The following is a 17325-nucleotide window of genomic DNA, read 5'->3' on the forward strand; positions in this document are numbered from 1 at the left end:
CCGTGATCCACGCGCGGAACGCCCTCAGGGAGTACGCGGCGGCGCCGTACTTCCGCGTGGCGTCAGGTGCCCGGCCGGCGTCTGCACGCCCGCGGCCCGGGCGCCGGCCACCGCGTCCAGCAGCAGCCGGGCCGCCCGCCCGCCGTACGCCGGAATGTCCCTGCTCAGTGCCGTGAGCGGCGGCCGGACCAGCCGGCAGAGCGGCGAGTCGTCCCAGGCCACGACGGACAGGTCGCCGGGCACGGCCAGGCCCATCTCCTGGGCGACGGAGAGTCCGGCGATCGCCATCACGTCGTTGTCGTAGATCACCGCGGTCGGCCGCCGGGCCGCGCTGAGCAGTCGCCGGGTGGCGCGCGCGCCGTCCTCGCCGGTGTAGTCGGACGGCACGGTGACCGTGTCGGCCGGGTCCAGGCCGAGGCGCGCGGCGACCGCGTGGAACGCGTCCGTGCGCGCCCGGGTGTGCTGCAGTTCGGGCAGCCCGCCGACCCGGGCGACCCGCCGGTGGCCGAGCGCGGCGAGGTACTCCACGGTCTCGGCCAGCGCGGCGGCCTCGTCGGACCAGACGCCGGGCAGTGTGCCGGTCCCGTCCGGCCCGCCGATCACCACCGCGGGCAGTTGCAGCTGCTCCAGCACCGGCACCCGGCGGTCGTCGGTGCGCAGGTCACAGAGCAGCACGCCGTCCACCCGGCGCTCGCCCCACCAGCGGCGGTAGACCGCGATCTCCGCGTCCGGGTCCGCGACCACCTGGAGCGTGAGCGCGTACGACCGGGCGGACAGCTCGGCCTCGACGCCGCTGATCAGCTCCATGAAGAACGGCTCGATGCCGAGCGTGCGGGCCGGCCGGCAGAGCGCCAGCCCGACCGCGCGGGCGTTGGCGCCGGAGAGCGCGCGGGCCGCGCTGCTCGGGCTGAACCCGATCTCGTCCGCGATGGCCATGATCCGGCGGCGGGTGGCGTCGGAGACGCCGGGCTGGCCGTTCAGCGCGTACGACACCGCACCCTTGGAGACGCCGGCCCGGCGTGCGATGTCCGCGATGGTGGGTCGCTTCACGGATGCTGAGCTTGCCCGGTTAAGCGCACGTTCGTCAATGCAAACAACTGCACGTATTGACGATAATCGCTGTCTTCAATACGGTGGCTGCGCTTACTCGTTTCAGTCAACCCCATCGATATCCGCCCGATCGATCGGAGGCACGGTCATGCAGGCACGAACGCTGGCCGCGGCCCTGGCGACGATGCTCCTCGCCGCCGGCTGCACCACCACCGGCGCCGGCTCCGCGCCGCAGGAGGGCGCGGACGGCCCGGCCGAGCTGCTGTTCTGGAACACCGGCAGCGACGAGCAGGCGGCCGCGATGCAGGCCGCCGCGGACCGCTACCGGGAGCTGCACCCGGACGTCACGATCAAGGTGCAGGCGATCGCCTGGGACGACGGTCACGCGAAGGTGCTGACCGCCGCCACCTCGCGCAGCGGGCCGGACATCATCTCCGGCGGCCTCTCCTGGGGCATCGAGTTCGGCGAACTCGGCGGCATGATCGACCTGAACCGGTACGACGTGTCCCAGGCGAGACAGCAGACCCGCCCCGAGCTGTGGAACTCGATCACCTCACCCGGCGGCGCGGTCTACGGCATCCCGATGGACATGACGCTGTACGTCTTCTACTACCGCCCCGACCTGCTGCAGAAGGCCGGCGTCAGCACGCCGCCGGCGACCTGGGCCGAGTTGTTCACCGCGGTCGACAAGCTGAAGGCGTCCGGCGTGCCGACGCCGCTGGTCGAGGAGTGGGGCACGTTCGAGTGGCTGCCCTGGTTCAACTACCTGAAGCAGGCCGGTGGCTCGCTCTACTCGGACGACTGCACGCAGGTGACGATCAACTCGGAGCAGGCCGTGCTGGCCACCACCACCTGGGCCGACCAGTATCGCCGGTACGGCGTGCCGAAGGCGACCGTGGACGTCGGCGCCGGTCTCGCCAAGGGGGAGTACGCGATGGCGATCGGCGCGTCGTACCTGGCCGGTGGCTTCGACTCGGGCCAGCCGGCGCTGAAGGGCAAGTGGCAGACCGCGCCGCTGCCCACCGGACCGGCCGGGGCCGGCTCGTTCGTCGGCGGCAAGATCGTCGGCGCGATGTCGTACACGAAGTACCCGCAGGCCGCGGCCGACTTCGTGAAGTGGCTCTACACGGACGAGGCGGTGGAGATCCTGCAGCGCGAGGTGTTCACCCGCGGCGGCGAGCTCTACATCTCGCCGCGCCCGGAGCTGCTGGCCAAGGCGAACGCGAGCGACAACCTCAAGCAGACGCTGCAGACCACGCTCGACTCGGTGACCGGGCCGCCCAACTGCAAGGGCTGGGAGACCAGCGGCGCCGAGGTCAGCAAGCGGCTGCAGGCCGTGGTGAACGACGACGCCGACCCGAGGACCGTGCTCGCCGAGGCCGCCGCGGTCATGCAGGGCAACCTCGGCTGACGTCCCGGGCCGCCGGGCCGTGCGACAGCCCGGCGGCCCCGCATTCCAAGGAGGGACGTCATGACCGCCGTGCTGATCGACAAGCCGCCCACCGCCCGGCCCGCACCGGCCGGAAAGCGGGCGCGATGGCGCCGCGCCGTACCCGGATATGTCATGCTTCTGCCGTTCGCCGGGCTCTTCGTCGGCTTTCTCGTCTGGCCGCTGCTCAACGCGCTGTACTTCGCGTTCACCGACTTCAACGGCGTGCGGCCGCCGTCCTGGGTCGGCCTGGAGAACTTCGGCCGGCTCTGGTTCGAGGACCAGCGGTTCCGCACCGCGCTGGTCAACTCGGTGATCTACGTGGCCTGCACGGTCACGCTCACCACGGCCGCGGCGCTGGCCCTGGCGCTGGCGTTCCGCGGCACGTCGTGGCGCGACCGGGTGATGCGCACGATCTTCTTCCTGCCGTCCGTCACGTCCACCATCGCGGTCATGCTGATCTGGCGCTGGATCTTCTCCGGTGAGCGGTTCGGCCTGGCCAACACGGTGCTGGCCCGGTTCGGCGCGGACCCGGTCTCCTGGCTGTCCACGCCGCGCTGGACCATCCCGCTGCTGGTGCTCATGGCGGTCTGGGGCGGCTGCGGGTACGGCATGGTCATCTTCGTGTCCGGGCTGAACGCGATCCCGGAGGAGCTCTACGAGGCCGGCCGGCTGGACGGCGCGAACGCGTGGCAGCAGTTCCGCTACCTCACGCTCCCGCAGCTCAAGCCGGTCACCACGTACGTCGTGATCACCGGCCTGATCGGCGCGTTCCAGGTGTTCGAGGCCGTCTACATCGTGTTCCGCGCGGTGAGCAGCGTCGGCGGCGTGCAGGACAGCGGCCTGATGCTGGTGCCGTACCTCTACGACATGGGGTTCACGAAGTTCCAGCTCGGCTACGCGTCCGCGATCGCCTGGACGCTCTTCCTGATCATCTTCGTGATCAGCATGATTCAGCTGCGGGTCACCCGCGCGCTGCGGGAGCTGTGATGACCCGGCTTCGGGGCGAGCTGATCCGGCTGCCGCTCTACCTGGCCGGACTGACCATGCTGGTGCCGTTCTACTGGATGGCGTCGGCCGCGTTCAAGCCGGTGCCGGAGCTGACGAGGAACCCGCCCAGCTTCGTGCCGGGCGACCCCACGCTGGACGCGTTCTACGAGCCGGACTGGGACCCGGCCGTGCGCGCGGACCAGGTCGTCGCCGGGCTGTTCCAGCGCTACCCGGACGTACCCGGTGGATTCCTGCGGTTCATGGGCAACAGCCTGTTCGTCGCCGCCACGATCACGGTGCTGTCGCTGCTGATCGCGGCGCTGGCCGCGTACGCGCTGACCAAGATGGACCTGCCCGGCCGCCGGGTGATCTTCGTGGTGGTGGTCGCGTCCATGATGATCCCCTGGCAGGTCACGCTGGTGCCGAACTACCTGATCGTGCGCAACCTGGAGTGGCTGAACAGCTATCCGGGTTACATCGTGCCCGCGCTGGCCAAGGCGTTCGTGGTGTTCTTCCTGGTGCAGTACATGCGCTCGATCCCGGACGACCTGGTGCACGCGGCCCGGGTGGACGGCGCCGGTGAGTTCCGGATCTGGTGGCGGGTGATCATGCCGCTGATGCGCCCGGCGCTGGCCGCGATGGCGATCTTCGTGGTGCTGGCCGAGTGGAACAACTTCCTCTGGCCGCTGATCATCGTGCAGGACGACACGATGGCGAACGTGCCGGTCGCGCTCTCCCGGCTGAACGCGTCGAACGCGTTCAATCCCCACAACATGGCCGTGATCATGGCAGCATCGCTGTTGACGTCGCTGCCGACGGTGATTGTCTTCCTGGCGTTCCAGAAGCACTTCACCCGGGGCATCGCACTCTCCGGCATCAAGGGATGAGGCACATGGGCTCGTATCGCGCGCTGCACGACGGCTGGACCCTGACCGGGGCCGCTCACGAGATCGAGGCGGCCGTCCCCGGCTGCGTGCACACCGATCTGCTGGCCGCCGGCGTGATCGACGATCCCTTCCTGGACGACAACGAGGTGCGCCAGGAGTGGATCGGCCGCACCGACTGGGTCTACGAGACCACGTTCGACTGGCAGCCGGACGAGTTGTCGCCGCGCACCGACCTGGTCTGCGACGGGCTGGACACGATCGCCGCGCTGACGCTGAACGGCACCGAGATCGGCCGGACCGCGAACATGCACCGGAGCTACCGCTTCGATGTCGCTTCAACCCTGACGGAAGGGAGCAACACGCTGCGCGTCGCGTTCACCTCCGCGAAGAACCACGCGGAGGCGGAGCGCGAGCGGCTCGGCGACCGGCCCAACGCGTACCCGGAGCCGTTCCACTTCATCCGCAAGATGGCCTGCAGCTTCGGCTGGGACTGGGGACCCACGCTGATCACCGCCGGCATCTGGCGCCCGATCGGCCTGCACACCTGGGCCGGCGGCCGGATCGCCCGGGTCCGGCCGCTGGTCACCGTGACCGAGGACGGTGACGGCCGGATCGAGCTGCACGTCGACGTGGAACGGGCCGGCGCGGACCCGCTGGTGCTGGCCGCGTCCGTGGCCGGCGTCCGGGTCGAGCAGACGCTGCAACCCGACGAGGATACGGCCGTGCTGGTCCTGGACGTGCCGCAGCCCGCGCGGTGGTGGCCGCACAGCCTCGGCGAGCAGCCGCTGCACCCGGTCGACGTCGCGCTGACCACCACCGGCGGCACCTCGCTGGACGAGTGGCACCGCCGGGTCGGCTTCCGCACGGTCGCGCTGGACACCGCGGACGGCGCGTTCACGCTCGCGGTCAACGACGTGCCGCTCTTCGCCCGCGGCGTCAACTGGATCCCGGACGACGCGCTGGTCACCCGGATCACCCGGGGCCGCCTCCGGGAGCGACTCGGCCAGGCGGTCGAGGCCAACATCGACACGATCCGGGTCTGGGGCGGCGGCCTGTACGAGTCGGACGACTTCTACGAGATCTGCGACGAGCTGGGCCTGCTGGTGCTGCAGGACTTCCCGTTCGCGTGCGCGGCGTACCCGGAGGAGGAGCCGCTGGCGAGCGAGATCGCGGCGGAGGCCCGGGAGAACGTGGTCCGGCTCGCGTCCCATCCCAGCCTGGTGGCCTGGACCGGCAACAACGAGAACATCTGGGGCTGGCACGACTGGGACTGGCAACCCGCGCTCGGCGACCGCACCTGGGGCGCCGGCTACTACTTCGATCTGCTCCCGGAGATCGTCGGCACGCTGGACCCGACGCGCCCGTACTGGCCGGGCAGCCCGTGGTCCGGCGATCACGACACGCACCCGAACGAGCCGTCCCGCGGCACCACGCACATCTGGGACGTGTGGAATCAGGTCGACTACGCGCACTACCGCGACTACCGGCCGCGGTTCGTGGCCGAGTTCGGCTTCCAGGCGCCGCCCGCGTTCGCCACGCTGCGCCGCGCGATCAGCGACGAGCCGCTCACGCCGTCCTCGCCGGGCCTCGCCCACCACCAGAAGGCGATCGACGGGAATCTCAAGCTCGAGCGGGGCCTGACGGCGCATCTTCCGGCGCCGCGCGACTTCGACGACTGGCACTTCCTGACCCAGGTCAACCAGGCGCGCGCGATCACGCTCGGCGTCGAGCACTTCCGCTCGCTCCGGCCGTACTGCATGGGCTCGGTGGTCTGGCAGTTGAACGACTGCTGGCCGGTCACCTCGTGGTCCGCGATCGACGGCGACGGCCGGCGCAAACCGCTCTGGTACGCGCTCCGGCGCAGCTACGCGGACCGTCTGCTGACCGTGCAGCCGCGCCCGCACGGCCCCGCGGTGATCGCGGTCAACGACGGCCGGTCGCCGTGGACGTCCGAGATCGAGGTGACCCGCCGCGCGCTGGACGGCACGGTCCTGGCCAAGGCGGTCTTCCCGCTGTCCCTCGGGCCGCGGGAATCCGTCACCACGCCGCTGCCGCCGGAGATCGTCACTCCGGCCGATCCCGCCGCCGAAGTGTGCGTCGTCACCGCGGGAGCGGACCGCGCGCTCTGGTTCTTCGCCGAGGACAAAGAGATCAACTTCCCTGCTCCGGGGTACGAGACGGAGGTGGCCGCGGTCGAGGGTGGCTACCACGTCACCGTCACCGCGGGTACGGTGCTCCGGGATCTGACGCTGCAGGCCGATCGTCTCGATCCCGGCGCCGTGGTGGACACCGCGCTGGTTACGCTCCTCCCCGGAGAGACCACCACGTTCCGGGTGCGCACGGACGCCACGCTCGACGCCGCCGGGCTGACCGCGAGGCCGGTCCTGCGCTGCGTGAACGACGTCCGTCCCTGAGAGGCACCGCACCATGAGCAACCCCGTCCCGGGACCGGTACTCGCGATCGACGTCGGCGGCACCAAGCTGGCCGCCGCCGTGGTCACGCCCGACGGCACCGTCCGTGACCGCGCGGTGGTGCCCACCCCGGCGACGGACGACCCGGAGAAGGTCGGCGGCGCGCTGGTGGCCCTGGCCCACCAGGTCGCCGCCGCCGGCCCGGCGTCCGCGCTGCGCGGCATCGGCGTCGGCTCGGCCGGCCCGCTCGACCCGTACGCGGGCACCGTCAGCCCGGTCAACATCGTCGCCTGGCGCGGCTACCGGATCCTGGACGCGCTGCGCGACGTGCTGCCCGGCCGCCCTGCCTACCTGGGCGGCGACGGACAGTGCATGGCGCTCGGCGAGTACCGCTGGGGCGGCTACACCTCGGCCGCGTTCCTCGGCATCGTGGTCTCCACCGGCGTCGGCGGCGGCCTGGTCCTGGACGGCAAGGTCTACCAGGGCCCGACCGGCAACGCCGGGCACATCGGCCACATCCCGGTCTCGCTGGACGGCCCGGACTGCCCGTGCGGTGGCCGCGGCTGCGTCGAGGTGCTCGGCAGCGGCACCTCGATCGTGCGCTGGGCCCGCGCGAACGGTTGGGAGACCACGCACCCGACGGTCGACGCGATCGCACTGGCCGCGGACGCGCGTGCCGGCCACCCGATCGCGCTGGAGGCGTTCAACCGGTCCGGCCACGCGGTCGGCGCCGGCATCGTGGCCACCGCCGGCCTGTTCGACCTGGACGACGTGGTGATCGGCGGCGGCGTCGCGAACGTCGGCGGCCTGCTCTTCGACCCGATCCGCGCCGCGATCTCCGCGCTGGCCGGCCTGGACTACATCAAGCGTGTCCGGGTGCACCGCAGCACGCTCGGCGGCGACGCCGGCCTGCTGGGCGCGGCCGCGTTGGTCATGTCACACCTGTAGCAGGGCTTTTGTTCCTCCCGGTCGCTTTGTTAGGTTAGCCATACCTATCACCGGGAGGAACCGTGACCCTGACCGCCGAGCCCGCCACGACGGTCCGACCCTGGCGCTTCTTCATCACCGAGGTGCGCCGCGTCGAACGGCTCAGTCCGAGCTTCCTGCGCGTCACGCTCACCGGCGATGATCTGGACCACTTCGCGCCCACCGGCTACGACCAGCGGTTCAAGCTGGTCCCGCCGCTGCCGGAGACCGGCTTCGACACGCTGCCCACCGGCGCCGACTGGTACGGCGAGTGGCGCGCGCTCCCCGAGGCGCACCGCAACCCGATCCGGACGTACACGGTGCGCGAGGTCCGCCCCGACCTGCGCGAGGTGGACGTCGACATGGTCCTGCACGGCGACCACGGCCCCGCCTCCCGCTGGGCGCTGACCGCCCGCCCCGGCTCCCGGATCGCGCTGCTCGGCCCGAACGCCGACCACCCCGGCCCGCACGGCGGCTACGACTTCCGCCCGCCGGCGCACGCCGACTTCCTGCTGCTGGGCGGCGACGAGACCGCCGCCCCCGCGATCGCCGCGATCCTGGCCAAGCTCCCCGCCGACACCCGCGGCGAGGCGTTCATCGAGGTACCGGAGACCGACGACCACTTCCCGGTCACCGCCCCCGCCGGCGTCACCGTCACCTGGCTCCCGCGCAACGGCGCCGCCCACGGCACCTACCTGATCCCCGCCGTCGAGGACGCCACCGCCCGCATCCTCGGTGACTCCCGGGTCGCCGATGCCCCCGCCACCATCGAGGACGTCGACGTCGACCACGACCTGCTCTGGGAGGTCCCGGTCGACGCCGCCGGCGCCCCTCTCACCGACGCCAGCCGCCTCTACGCCTGGCTGGCCGGCGAGGCCGCCGTCATCAAGACCCTCCGCCGTCACCTGGTCACCGGCTGCGGCGTCGACCGCCGCGCCGTCGCCTTCATGGGCTACTGGCGCCTCGGACGCGCCGAGGGCAGCTGACCTTCTCCGCGATCGACGACGATCTCACTCCGTCTGCCGTCTGTCCGCCGACAGGCGGCTTTCGGTCGCCTGCTCGCTGAACACGCGGCCTCGGCGGAGATCACGCGTCAGGCGGTCGGCATGTCGACGGCCAGGCCGGCTGCCGACGCCGCTTCGGCCAGCCGGTTGTCGTAGGTCACGAACGACGTCAGCCGATTCTGATCGCACAGGCGCAGCCCTGTGGCCAGGTGAATGGCATCGAGGCTTCGCGCGGTGGGTGGGGCGACCGTCTGGGCGAGGATGCGGATTCCAGAGTCTGCCTCGGTGTGGACCAACTTCACTGCGGCTGCGCAAGAAGGCACGCTTCATTTCGGCGAGCCGCTCCCGGTGGACTGCTGCCTCCAGTACGGTTCCGGGCGCTATCGGGTGCTCAGTGCGGCGATGGCGTGCATGGCGATGTCGATGGAGGCGTGCAGGCTTTCGCGCGTGGCGCCGGCGGCGGCGTGGACGGCGTGGCCCTCGCTGAGGGACATGACGAAGCGGGCCGTCGCCCGTGGGTCGACGCCGGGGCTCAGGTCACCCTCGGCGGCGGCGCGGGAGAGGCGTTCGGTGATCGCGGCCTCGGTGGCGGCGCGGCCGGTGGTCAGCGCCTCGGAGATGCGGGTGTTTTCCGGTGAGCAGGCCAGGCCGCCCTGGATGGACAGGCAGCCGGCCGGGTGATCGTCCGCGGTGAGGCCGTCGGCGCTGGTGCGCAGGAACGCCTCGATCGACGCGTGGACGGTGGGCTGGTCGAGGGCGGCGCGGGCCCGGCCGATCTGCTTCTCGTGGTAGCGGGCGAACGCGCGCTTGAACAGCTCTTCCTTGCTCCCGAACGTCGCGTAGAGGCTGGGCCGGTTGATGCCCATCGCGTCGGTGAGCGTGCTCAGTGAGGTGCCGTCGTAGCCGTACCGCCAGAAGACCTCGGTGGCGCGGTCGAGGACCGCCCCCTCGTCGAAGGCGCGCGGCCGTCCCGCTGTGCTCATGCGCCCACTCTACCGCTCGGTACAAATTGTGACCCGGCGCACCTAACTGATCGGTACAAAATCTTGCTAGCGTGGGTGCAACCGAGCGGTACAAAACCGAGGAGTCCCATGGCCATCACCCTGATCACCGGCGCCAACAAGGGCATCGGGTTCGAGACCGCGAAGCGGCTCGTCGCGGACGGGCACACCGTCTACGCCGGAGCCCGGGACCGGGAGCGCGGCGAGCGGGCGGCCGCGGCGCTCGGCGCCCGCTTCGTCCAGCTGGACGTCACCGACGACGTCTCGGTCCAGACCGCGCTGGCCACCGTCGACGCGGCCGAGGGCCGCCTGGACATCCTGATCAACAATGCCGGCGTCCTGGCCGACGGGCCGATCACCGGGCGGTCCGCCAGCTACGCGTTCGACGTCAACACGGTGGGCGTCGTCCGGGTCACCGAGGCGGCACTGCCGCTGCTCCGGAAGGGTACGAACCCGGCGGTCGTCAACCTGTCCAGCAGCCTGGGCTCGTTCTGGGCGGTCACCAACCCGGAGCGGCCGGAGTCCGGCATGACGCTCGCGCTCTACTCAGCGTCCAAGGCCGCCGTCACCATGCTCACCGTGCAGTACGCCAAGGCGCACCCGGGCATCCGGTTCACCGCGCTGGAGCCCGGCACCGCGGCCACCGACCTGAACGCCGCCTACCACATCGGCCGCCCGGTCGCGGAGAGCGGCGCGGTGGTCGCCCGCGTCGCCACCCAGGCCCCGGGCACGCCGAACGGCTCCTTCCAGGACGAGCACGGCGCGCTGGCCTGGTAGTACCTCATGACCGACCACGATCTGCGCGACTGGTACCTGCGCTATGTCGCCGCGCTCAACGCGCACGAGTTCGACGGCATGGACCAGTTCATCGCCGACCGGGTGCTGCTGAACGGCGAGCCCGGCACCCGCGCCGACGTTCTGGCGGTGCAGCGGCACGACGTCGACGCCGTCCCGGACCTGCACTGGGAGATCCAGGAGATGCTGTTCGATCGCGACCGGATCGCGATCCGCGCGATCAACACCGGCACGCCGGTGACGGAGTGGCTCGGCGTCCCGCCGTCCGGCGCCTCGTTCGAGATCGTCGAGTATGCGATCTACCGCGTCGCGGACGGCCGCTTCACCCAGATGACCGCCCTGCACGACTCGGCGGAACTCCGCCGCCGGCTGACCGCATGACAGACACCGAAGGCGGGTTACCCTGAGCGGGTCACCCGCCTTCGGGAGCGGAAAGAGCAGGCCGTTACGGCACTCGCCGGTAGGCGCCGTCCGACGCGGACGTGGCCATCGACGCGTAGGCGCGCAGCGCCGCCGACACCGGGCGGTCGCGGTCGACCGGCGTGTACGGCTTGTCGCGCTTCTCCTGCGCGATCCGCCGCGCCTCCAGCACGTCCTCGGCGACGTTGAGGTTGATCGACCGGTTCGGGATGTCGATGACGATCTCGTCGCCCTCCTCGACCAGCGCGATCAGCCCGCCGGACGCCGCCTCCGGCGAGACGTGCCCGATGGACAGCCCGGACGTGCCGCCGGAGAACCGGCCGTCGGTGATCAGCGCGCAGGCGCGGCCGAGGCCGCGGCCCTTCAGGAACGACGTCGGGTAGAGCATCTCCTGCATGCCCGGCCCGCCGCGCGGCCCCTCGTAGCGGATGACCACGACGTCCCCGGCGACGACCTGCTTGCCGAGGATGCCGTTGACCGCGTCGTCCTGCGACTCGAAGACCTTCGCCGGCCCGGAGAACGTCCAGACCTCCTCCGGCACGCCCGCGGTCTTCACCACGCAGCCGTCCGGCGCGATGTTGCCGAACAGGATGGCCAGGCCACCGTCCGCGGTGTAGGCGTGCGCGAGGTCGCGGATGCAGCCCTCGGCCGCGTCCGTGTCCAGCGTGGACCAGCGGTTCTCGGTGGAGAACGGCTGGGTGGTACGGACGCCGCCCGGCGCCGCGTGGAACAGCTCGATCGCCTCGGGGCGGGCGGAACCGGACCGCACGTCCCAGTCGGCGAGCCACGAGTCCAGGTCGGCGGAGTGCACCGAGTGCACGTCCTTGTGCAGCAGGCCGGCCCGGTTCAGCTCGCCCAGGATCGCCGGGATGCCACCGGCCCGGTGCACGTCCTCCATGTGGTACTTCTGGCTGTTCGGCGCGACCTTGGACAGGCACGGCACCCGGCGCGACACAGCGTCGATGTCCGCCACCGTGAAGTCCAGCTCGGCCTCGCGCGCCGCGGCCAGCAGGTGCAGGATCGTGTTCGTCGAGCCGCCCATCGCGACGTCCAGCGCGACCGCGTTCTCGAACGCGGGCCGGCTGGCGATCGCGCGCGGCAGCAGCGACGCGTCGTCGCCGTCGTAGTAGCGCTTCGCGATGTCCACGATCAGCCGGCCGGCCTCGACGAACAGGTCCTTGCGGGCCGCGTGCGTGGCCAGCGTGGAACCGTTGCCGGGCAGCGCCAGGCCGATCGCCTCGGTCAGGCAGTTCATCGAGTTCGCGGTGAACATGCCGGAGCAGGAGCCGCAGGTCGGGCACGCGGAGCGCTCGATCGTGTCCAGCTGCTCGTCGGTGACCGCGTCGTTGACGGACGCCACCATGGCATCGATCAGGTCGAGCTTGGAGTGCACGACACCCTCGACCGCGACGGTCTTGCCGGCCTCCATCGGGCCCCCGGAGACGAACACGGTCGGGATGTTCAGCCGCAGCGCGGCCAGCAGCATGCCCGGCGTGATCTTGTCGCAGTTGGAGATGCAGACGAGCGCGTCCGCGCAGTGCGCGTTCACCATGTACTCCACCGCGTCGGCGATCAGCTCGCGGCTGGGCAGCGAGTAGAGCATGCCGGCGTGGCCCATGGCGATGCCGTCGTCGACGGCGATGGTGTTGAACTCGCGCCCCACGCCGCCGGCCTCGGCCACCGCGTCGGCGACCAGGCCGCCGAGGTCCTTCAGGTGGACATGACCCGGTACGAACTGCGTGAAGCTGTTCGCGATGGCGACGATCGGCTTGCCGAAGTCGTCGTCGGTCATTCCGGTGGCCCGCCAGAGAGCGCGGGCGCCGGCCATCGTCCGGCCGTGCGTAGAGGTCCTTGACCGCAGCTGGGGCATGAACCCCAGTGTTGCACCGGAGTAAACGCCACGGCAGCGTTAGGCGCCCCTTACGTCCACCACGCGGGACGACGTGTTAAACGACACCTGATTGCGTGACCGGAATACCACGCTTCGCACACGCTGTCCCCACGGTCCGGCATTTATCCGGCAGAGTGAATACGTGCACCTACCCCCTGGTGTCTGGATCGCCGCACTCGCCGCCGCTCTGTCGGCCGTGCCGGCCTCGGTCATGCTCGTCTCGTCCGCGCGCCGCCGGGCCGGTCGCCGCCGGCACGCGCACCACCTGCTGGCCGCCGGCAGCGCGCTCATCGCGCTGACCGCGGTGGCCGGGCTCGGCGTGGCGCTGACCGCGCACAGCCAGACCGCGGCCCGGCTGATCGCGCTCGGCATGGTGGCCGGGGCGGTGACGCTGCTGGCCGGGATGCTGATGTTGCCCGGCGCCGCGGACACCGGGGCCACGGCGCTGCAACACCTCCTGGACGGGCTGGCGATCGCCGGCTCGATCTGGTTTCTGGGCTGGGTGCTGGTCACCGCGCCGACCCGGCTGCTGGGCCCGCTCACGCCGGAGGAGTGCTGGCTGCTGCTCCTGCCGCTGGGCGTCGCCGGGCTGGCGTTCGGCCTGACCACGATGGTGTCGGTGCGCATGCCCCGGCCGCGCGGCGGCTCGGCCGGCGTCGGCGCCGGCATCACCGCGGCCGCGCTCGCCGGGGCCGGCATCTCCGGCGGCGTCTGCCAGCAGTGGTCCGGCGTGGTGCTGGCCAGCGCGCTGCTGCTACCCGCGGGGCTGACCGTGATCGCGGTCGCGGCCCGGGCCACCGACCGCGAGCCGGAGCCGGCCGAGGTGGACACCACCCGGCGCGGTGCCGCGGTGGTGTTCCTGCCGATGGTCGTGCTGACCGGCGCCACCGCCTATCAGACCCTGCGGACCGGAGCCATCGGTACGGCCGGCGCGCTGGCCGGCTGCCTGGTGCTCGTAGCGCTGGTCGGCCGGCAATATCTGGCGCTGCGCGACGTGCGGCGCGGCGCGCGGCGGCTGCGCGAGCGCGAGGCGCACTTCCGCGGCCTGGCGCACACCGATCCGCTCACCGGCTTGGCCAACCGGCGCGGCATGCTGCGCGTGCTGACCCAGGAGGCGTTCAACGGCGAGCCGTGCGTGCTGCTCGGCATCGACATGGACGGCTTCAAGAGCGTCAACGATCTCCGCGGTCACGATGTCGGCGACCGGGTGCTGATGGAGGTCGGCGGCCGGCTGCGCATGCACCTGCGGCCCGGCGACGCGGTGGCGCGGCTCGGCGGCGACGAGTTCGCGGTGCTGATGTGGGCCACCGAGGACGAGGCGGAGGCGGCCGCGCTCCGGCTGCTCGACGCGCTCGGCGCGCCGTACGAGCAGGGTGGCGGGGTGGTCTTCCTGTCCGCCAGCATCGGGATGGCCACGGCGGAGACCGCCGCCGGTGACGTGGAGACGCTGATGCGCAACGCCGACCTCGCGCTGCGCTACGCGAAGCTGCGCGGCAAGAGCCGGGTCGAGCGGTACCGGCCGGCCTATGACCGCACGCTGCGCCGCCGCACCACGCTCGAGCACGAGCTGCGCGGCGCGATCGAGCGGGACGAGCTCCGCGTGGTGTTCCAGCCGGTGGTGGCGCTGCCCTCGGCCCGCCCGGTCGGCGCCGAGACGCTGCTCCGCTGGACCCATCCGGAGCTGGGCCCGGTCGGGCCGGACGAGTTCATCCCGGCCGCGGAGGAGTCCGAGCTGATCGCGAAGCTCGGCCGGTGGGTGCTGGACCAGGCCTGCCGCCGGCTCGCCGAGTGGCTGCGCGACGGCCACGACGTGTGGATCTCGGTGAACGTGTCGCCGCGCGAACTGCACGCGCCGGACTACGTCGGCCAGGTGGCCGAGGCGTTGCGCACGCACCGGGTGCCGCCGCAGCGGCTGGTGCTGGAGGTCACCGAGCACGCGGTCGCGACGGACCGGGACGAGCTGTGCCGCCGGCTGCGCGCGCTGCGGGACACCGGCGTGCGGATCGCGCTGGACGACTTCGGTGCCGGCTACTCGTCGCTGGCCCGGCTGCGCGACCTGCCGGTGGACATCCTGAAGATCGACCGGAAGCTGGTGGTCGCGTCCGAGCCGCTGGTCGACGTGGTGGTCCGGCTCGGTCACCGGCTCGGCCTGGAGGTGCTGGCCGAGGGGATCAGCGCGCCCGCGCACCTGGCCGTGGTGACCGCGTCCGGCTGCCGCTTCGGCCAGGGCTTCCTGTTCGGCGGCGGCGTCCCGGCCGAGCACCTGGCGGCCCAGCTGCGGTCGCCTCGCGTACCGGCCGCCATATCCGCAGGTCAGTTCGACGCGGATGGCGCGGCCGGGTGAAAAGCGGAAGTCCGTGAACCAATATGTGGGATAGGTTGACTCAGCGCGTGAGATGAGTAAGGCTGTCATCATGTCCCTGTGCCTGACCGCCACGTTCGCGATCGCCCGCGACCTCCGGTCCTCTCGAGTACTTACCTGAGCGCACTCCCCTCGATTTGGGAGTGCGCTGGCCCCGTGTGATTTCCGCACGAGGGCCGTTTTTATTGGCCGGGTATGAAGCCCAGTAGCGGGCAGTTTCACAATATTCGAGATGTAGAAGCACCGAAGGTCCGAAAGGTCCGAACAGCCATGAGCAGACCCACGCCCGAGACTCTCGCCCACCGAGCCCACGCGTTCGCCGCGTCGACCTCGACGGCCACGTCCGCCACGCCGGCCGCGCCGGCCGTCGCCCCGATCCAGGTCACCGGCGCCGGCTCGCTCGTCAAGTCGCTCGAGGCGCTCGGCGTGGACGTGGCGTTCGGCATCCCCGGCGGCGCGATCCTGCCCGCCTACGACCCGCTCTACGACTCCTCGGTCCGGCACATCCTGGTCCGGCACGAGCAGGGCGCCGGGCACGCCGCCACCGGCTACGCGCAGGCCACCGGCCGGGTCGGCGTCTGCATCGCCACCTCCGGCCCGGGCGCGACGAACCTGGTGACGCCGATCGCGGACGCGTACATGGACTCGGTGCCGATCGTCGCGATCACCGGCCAGGTCGCCCGGCCGTACATCGGGACGGACGCCTTCCAGGAGGCGGACATCCAGGGCATCACGCTGCCGATCACGAAGCACAACTACCTGATCCAGCGCGCCGAGGACATCCCGCGGATCCTGGCCGAGGCGTTCCACCTGGCGATCAGTGGCCGGCCCGGCCCGGTCCTGGTGGACATCCCGAAGGACATCCTGCAGGCGCAGACCACGTTCAGCTGGCCGCCCACGTTGGAGCTGCCCGGCTACCGGCCGACGCTGCACCCGCACGGCAAGCAGATCCGCGAGGCCGCGCGCCTGATGACCGGCGCGCGCCGCCCGGTGCTCTACGTCGGCGGCGGCGTGCTCAAGGCACACGCCACCGAGAGCCTGCGCAGGCTGGCCGAGCTGACCGGCATCCCGGTGGTCACCACGCTGATGGCGCGCGGCGCGTTCCCCGACTCGCACCCGCAGCACATGGGCATGCCCGGCATGCACGGCTCGGTCACCGCGAACTACGCGATGCAGAAGTCCGACCTGCTGGTGGCGCTGGGCGCGCGGTTCGACGACCGGGTGACCGGCGACCTGGCGTCGTTCGCGGTCGGCGCGAAGATCGTGCACGCGGACATCGACCCGGCCGAGATCGGCAAGAACCGGGCCGCGGACGTGCCGATCGTCGGCGACGCACGGCACGTGATCGACGAGCTGATCGCCGCGATCGAGACCGAGCAGGCCGCGCACCGGACCGGCGACTACGCCGCCTGGCGCGACACGCTGAAGGAACTGCAGGCCAAGTACCCGCTCGGGTACGACGAGCCGGAGGACGGCACGCTCTCCCCGCACTACGTGATCGAGCGGATCGGCAAGATCGCCGGCCCGGACGCGATCTACGCCGCCGGTGTCGGCCAGCACCAGATGTGGGCGTCCCAGTTCATCTCCTACGAGAAGCCGTACACCTGGCTCAACTCCGGCGGCGCCGGGACCATGGGGTACGCGGTGCCGGCCGCGATGGGCGCGAAGACCGGCAAGCCGGACACGGTGGTGTGGGCGATCGACGGTGACGGCTGCTTCCAGATGACCAACCAGGAGCTGGCCACCTGCGCGCTGGAGGGCATCCCGATCAAGGTCGCCGTGATCAACAACGGCAACCTGGGCATGGTCCGGCAGTGGCAGACGCTCTTCTACGAGCAGCGCTACTCCAACACCGAGCTGGGCACGCACAAGCACCGCATCCCCGACTTCGTGAAGCTGGCCGACGCGCTCGGCTGCGTGGGCCTGCGCTGCGAGTCCGCGGACGACGTGGACCGGGTGATCCAGGAGGCCATGGCGATCAACGACCGGCCCGTCGTGATCGACTTCGTGGTCGGCAAGGACGCGATGGTCTGGCCGATGGTCCCGGCCGGGCTCAGCAACGACGACATCCTGTTCGCCCGGGACATGCGCCCGGACTTCCCCGACGACGCGGTCTGA

General features: G+C 71.5%; 14 protein-coding genes. 10 read left to right on the plus strand and 4 right to left on the minus strand.

Annotation, left to right across the window (positions count from 1 at the left end; all coding sequences use genetic code 11):
• Window positions 1-24: 24 nt before the first annotated feature.
• Entirely contained in the window at window positions 25-1050 is a 1026-nt protein-coding gene (locus J2S42_RS28050) for a LacI family DNA-binding transcriptional regulator (protein WP_307243830.1), read from the minus strand.
• A gap of 148 nt (window positions 1051-1198) precedes the next feature.
• On the opposite strand from J2S42_RS28050, the gene J2S42_RS28055 reads away from it, so the two are divergent.
• From J2S42_RS28055 to J2S42_RS28080, 6 genes are all read left to right on the plus strand, one after another.
• Complete coding sequence (locus J2S42_RS28055; RefSeq protein ID WP_307243832.1) at window positions 1199-2461, plus strand: extracellular solute-binding protein; 1263 nt, start codon at window positions 1199-1201, stop codon at window positions 2459-2461.
• 60 nt (window positions 2462-2521) lie between these two features.
• Window positions 2522-3469, plus strand: a complete 948-nt coding sequence (locus J2S42_RS28060; protein ID WP_307243833.1) for a carbohydrate ABC transporter permease — start codon at window positions 2522-2524, stop codon at window positions 3467-3469.
• Entirely contained in the window at window positions 3469-4356 is an 888-nt protein-coding gene (locus J2S42_RS28065; RefSeq protein WP_307243835.1) for a carbohydrate ABC transporter permease, read from the plus strand. The genes J2S42_RS28060 and J2S42_RS28065 overlap by 1 nt, the downstream gene beginning before the upstream one ends.
• Window positions 4357-4361: 5 nt before the next feature.
• Complete coding sequence (locus J2S42_RS28070) at window positions 4362-6770, plus strand: glycoside hydrolase family 2 protein (protein ID WP_307243837.1); 2409 nt, start codon at window positions 4362-4364, stop codon at window positions 6768-6770.
• 13 nt (window positions 6771-6783) lie between these two features.
• Window positions 6784-7716 carry an ROK family protein gene (locus J2S42_RS28075; protein ID WP_307243839.1) on the plus strand — a complete coding sequence of 311 codons (933 nt, stop codon included), beginning with the start codon at window positions 6784-6786 and terminating at the stop codon, window positions 7714-7716.
• A 62-nt stretch (window positions 7717-7778) separates the two neighbouring features.
• Window positions 7779-8720 (plus strand): siderophore-interacting protein, encoded by a 942-nt coding sequence (locus J2S42_RS28080; RefSeq protein WP_307243841.1) that lies wholly within the window; start codon window positions 7779-7781, stop codon window positions 8718-8720.
• Window positions 8721-8827: 107 nt separating this feature from the next.
• Here the strand turns inward: J2S42_RS28080 and J2S42_RS28085 are convergent, their stop codons facing one another.
• Window positions 8828-9040, minus strand: coding sequence for a hypothetical protein (locus tag J2S42_RS28085; RefSeq protein ID WP_307243843.1), 213 nt, complete (start codon window positions 9038-9040; stop codon window positions 8828-8830).
• Window positions 9041-9118: 78 nt separating this feature from the next.
• Entirely contained in the window at window positions 9119-9721 is a 603-nt protein-coding gene (locus tag J2S42_RS28090) for a TetR/AcrR family transcriptional regulator (protein ID WP_307243845.1), read from the minus strand.
• A 108-nt stretch (window positions 9722-9829) separates the two neighbouring features.
• Here J2S42_RS28090 and J2S42_RS28095 point away from each other — a divergent pair, with 108 nt between their 5' ends.
• A complete protein-coding gene (locus J2S42_RS28095; protein WP_307243846.1) occupies window positions 9830-10516 on the plus strand; it encodes an SDR family NAD(P)-dependent oxidoreductase in 687 nt (228 codons plus the stop codon).
• A 6-nt stretch (window positions 10517-10522) separates the two neighbouring features.
• Window positions 10523-10915 (plus strand): ester cyclase, encoded by a 393-nt coding sequence (locus J2S42_RS28100; protein WP_307243848.1) that lies wholly within the window; start codon window positions 10523-10525, stop codon window positions 10913-10915.
• Between the two features lie 64 nt (window positions 10916-10979).
• Here J2S42_RS28100 and ilvD read toward each other — a convergent pair whose 3' ends face one another.
• Entirely contained in the window at window positions 10980-12824 is a 1845-nt protein-coding gene (gene ilvD, locus J2S42_RS28105; protein WP_307243849.1) for a dihydroxy-acid dehydratase, read from the minus strand.
• A 163-nt stretch (window positions 12825-12987) separates the two neighbouring features.
• On the opposite strand from ilvD, the gene J2S42_RS28110 reads away from it, so the two are divergent.
• Together J2S42_RS28110 and J2S42_RS28115 are read left to right on the plus strand one after the other, a co-directional pair.
• A complete protein-coding gene (locus J2S42_RS28110; protein ID WP_370879275.1) occupies window positions 12988-15189 on the plus strand; it encodes a putative bifunctional diguanylate cyclase/phosphodiesterase in 2202 nt (733 codons plus the stop codon).
• A gap of 288 nt (window positions 15190-15477) precedes the next feature.
• A complete protein-coding gene (locus J2S42_RS28115; protein WP_307243851.1) occupies window positions 15478-17325 on the plus strand; it encodes an acetolactate synthase large subunit in 1848 nt (615 codons plus the stop codon).

Origin of the sequence: Catenuloplanes indicus, from assembly GCF_030813715.1 — a bacterium.
GTDB classification, from domain to species: domain Bacteria; phylum Actinomycetota; class Actinomycetes; order Mycobacteriales; family Micromonosporaceae; genus Catenuloplanes; species Catenuloplanes indicus.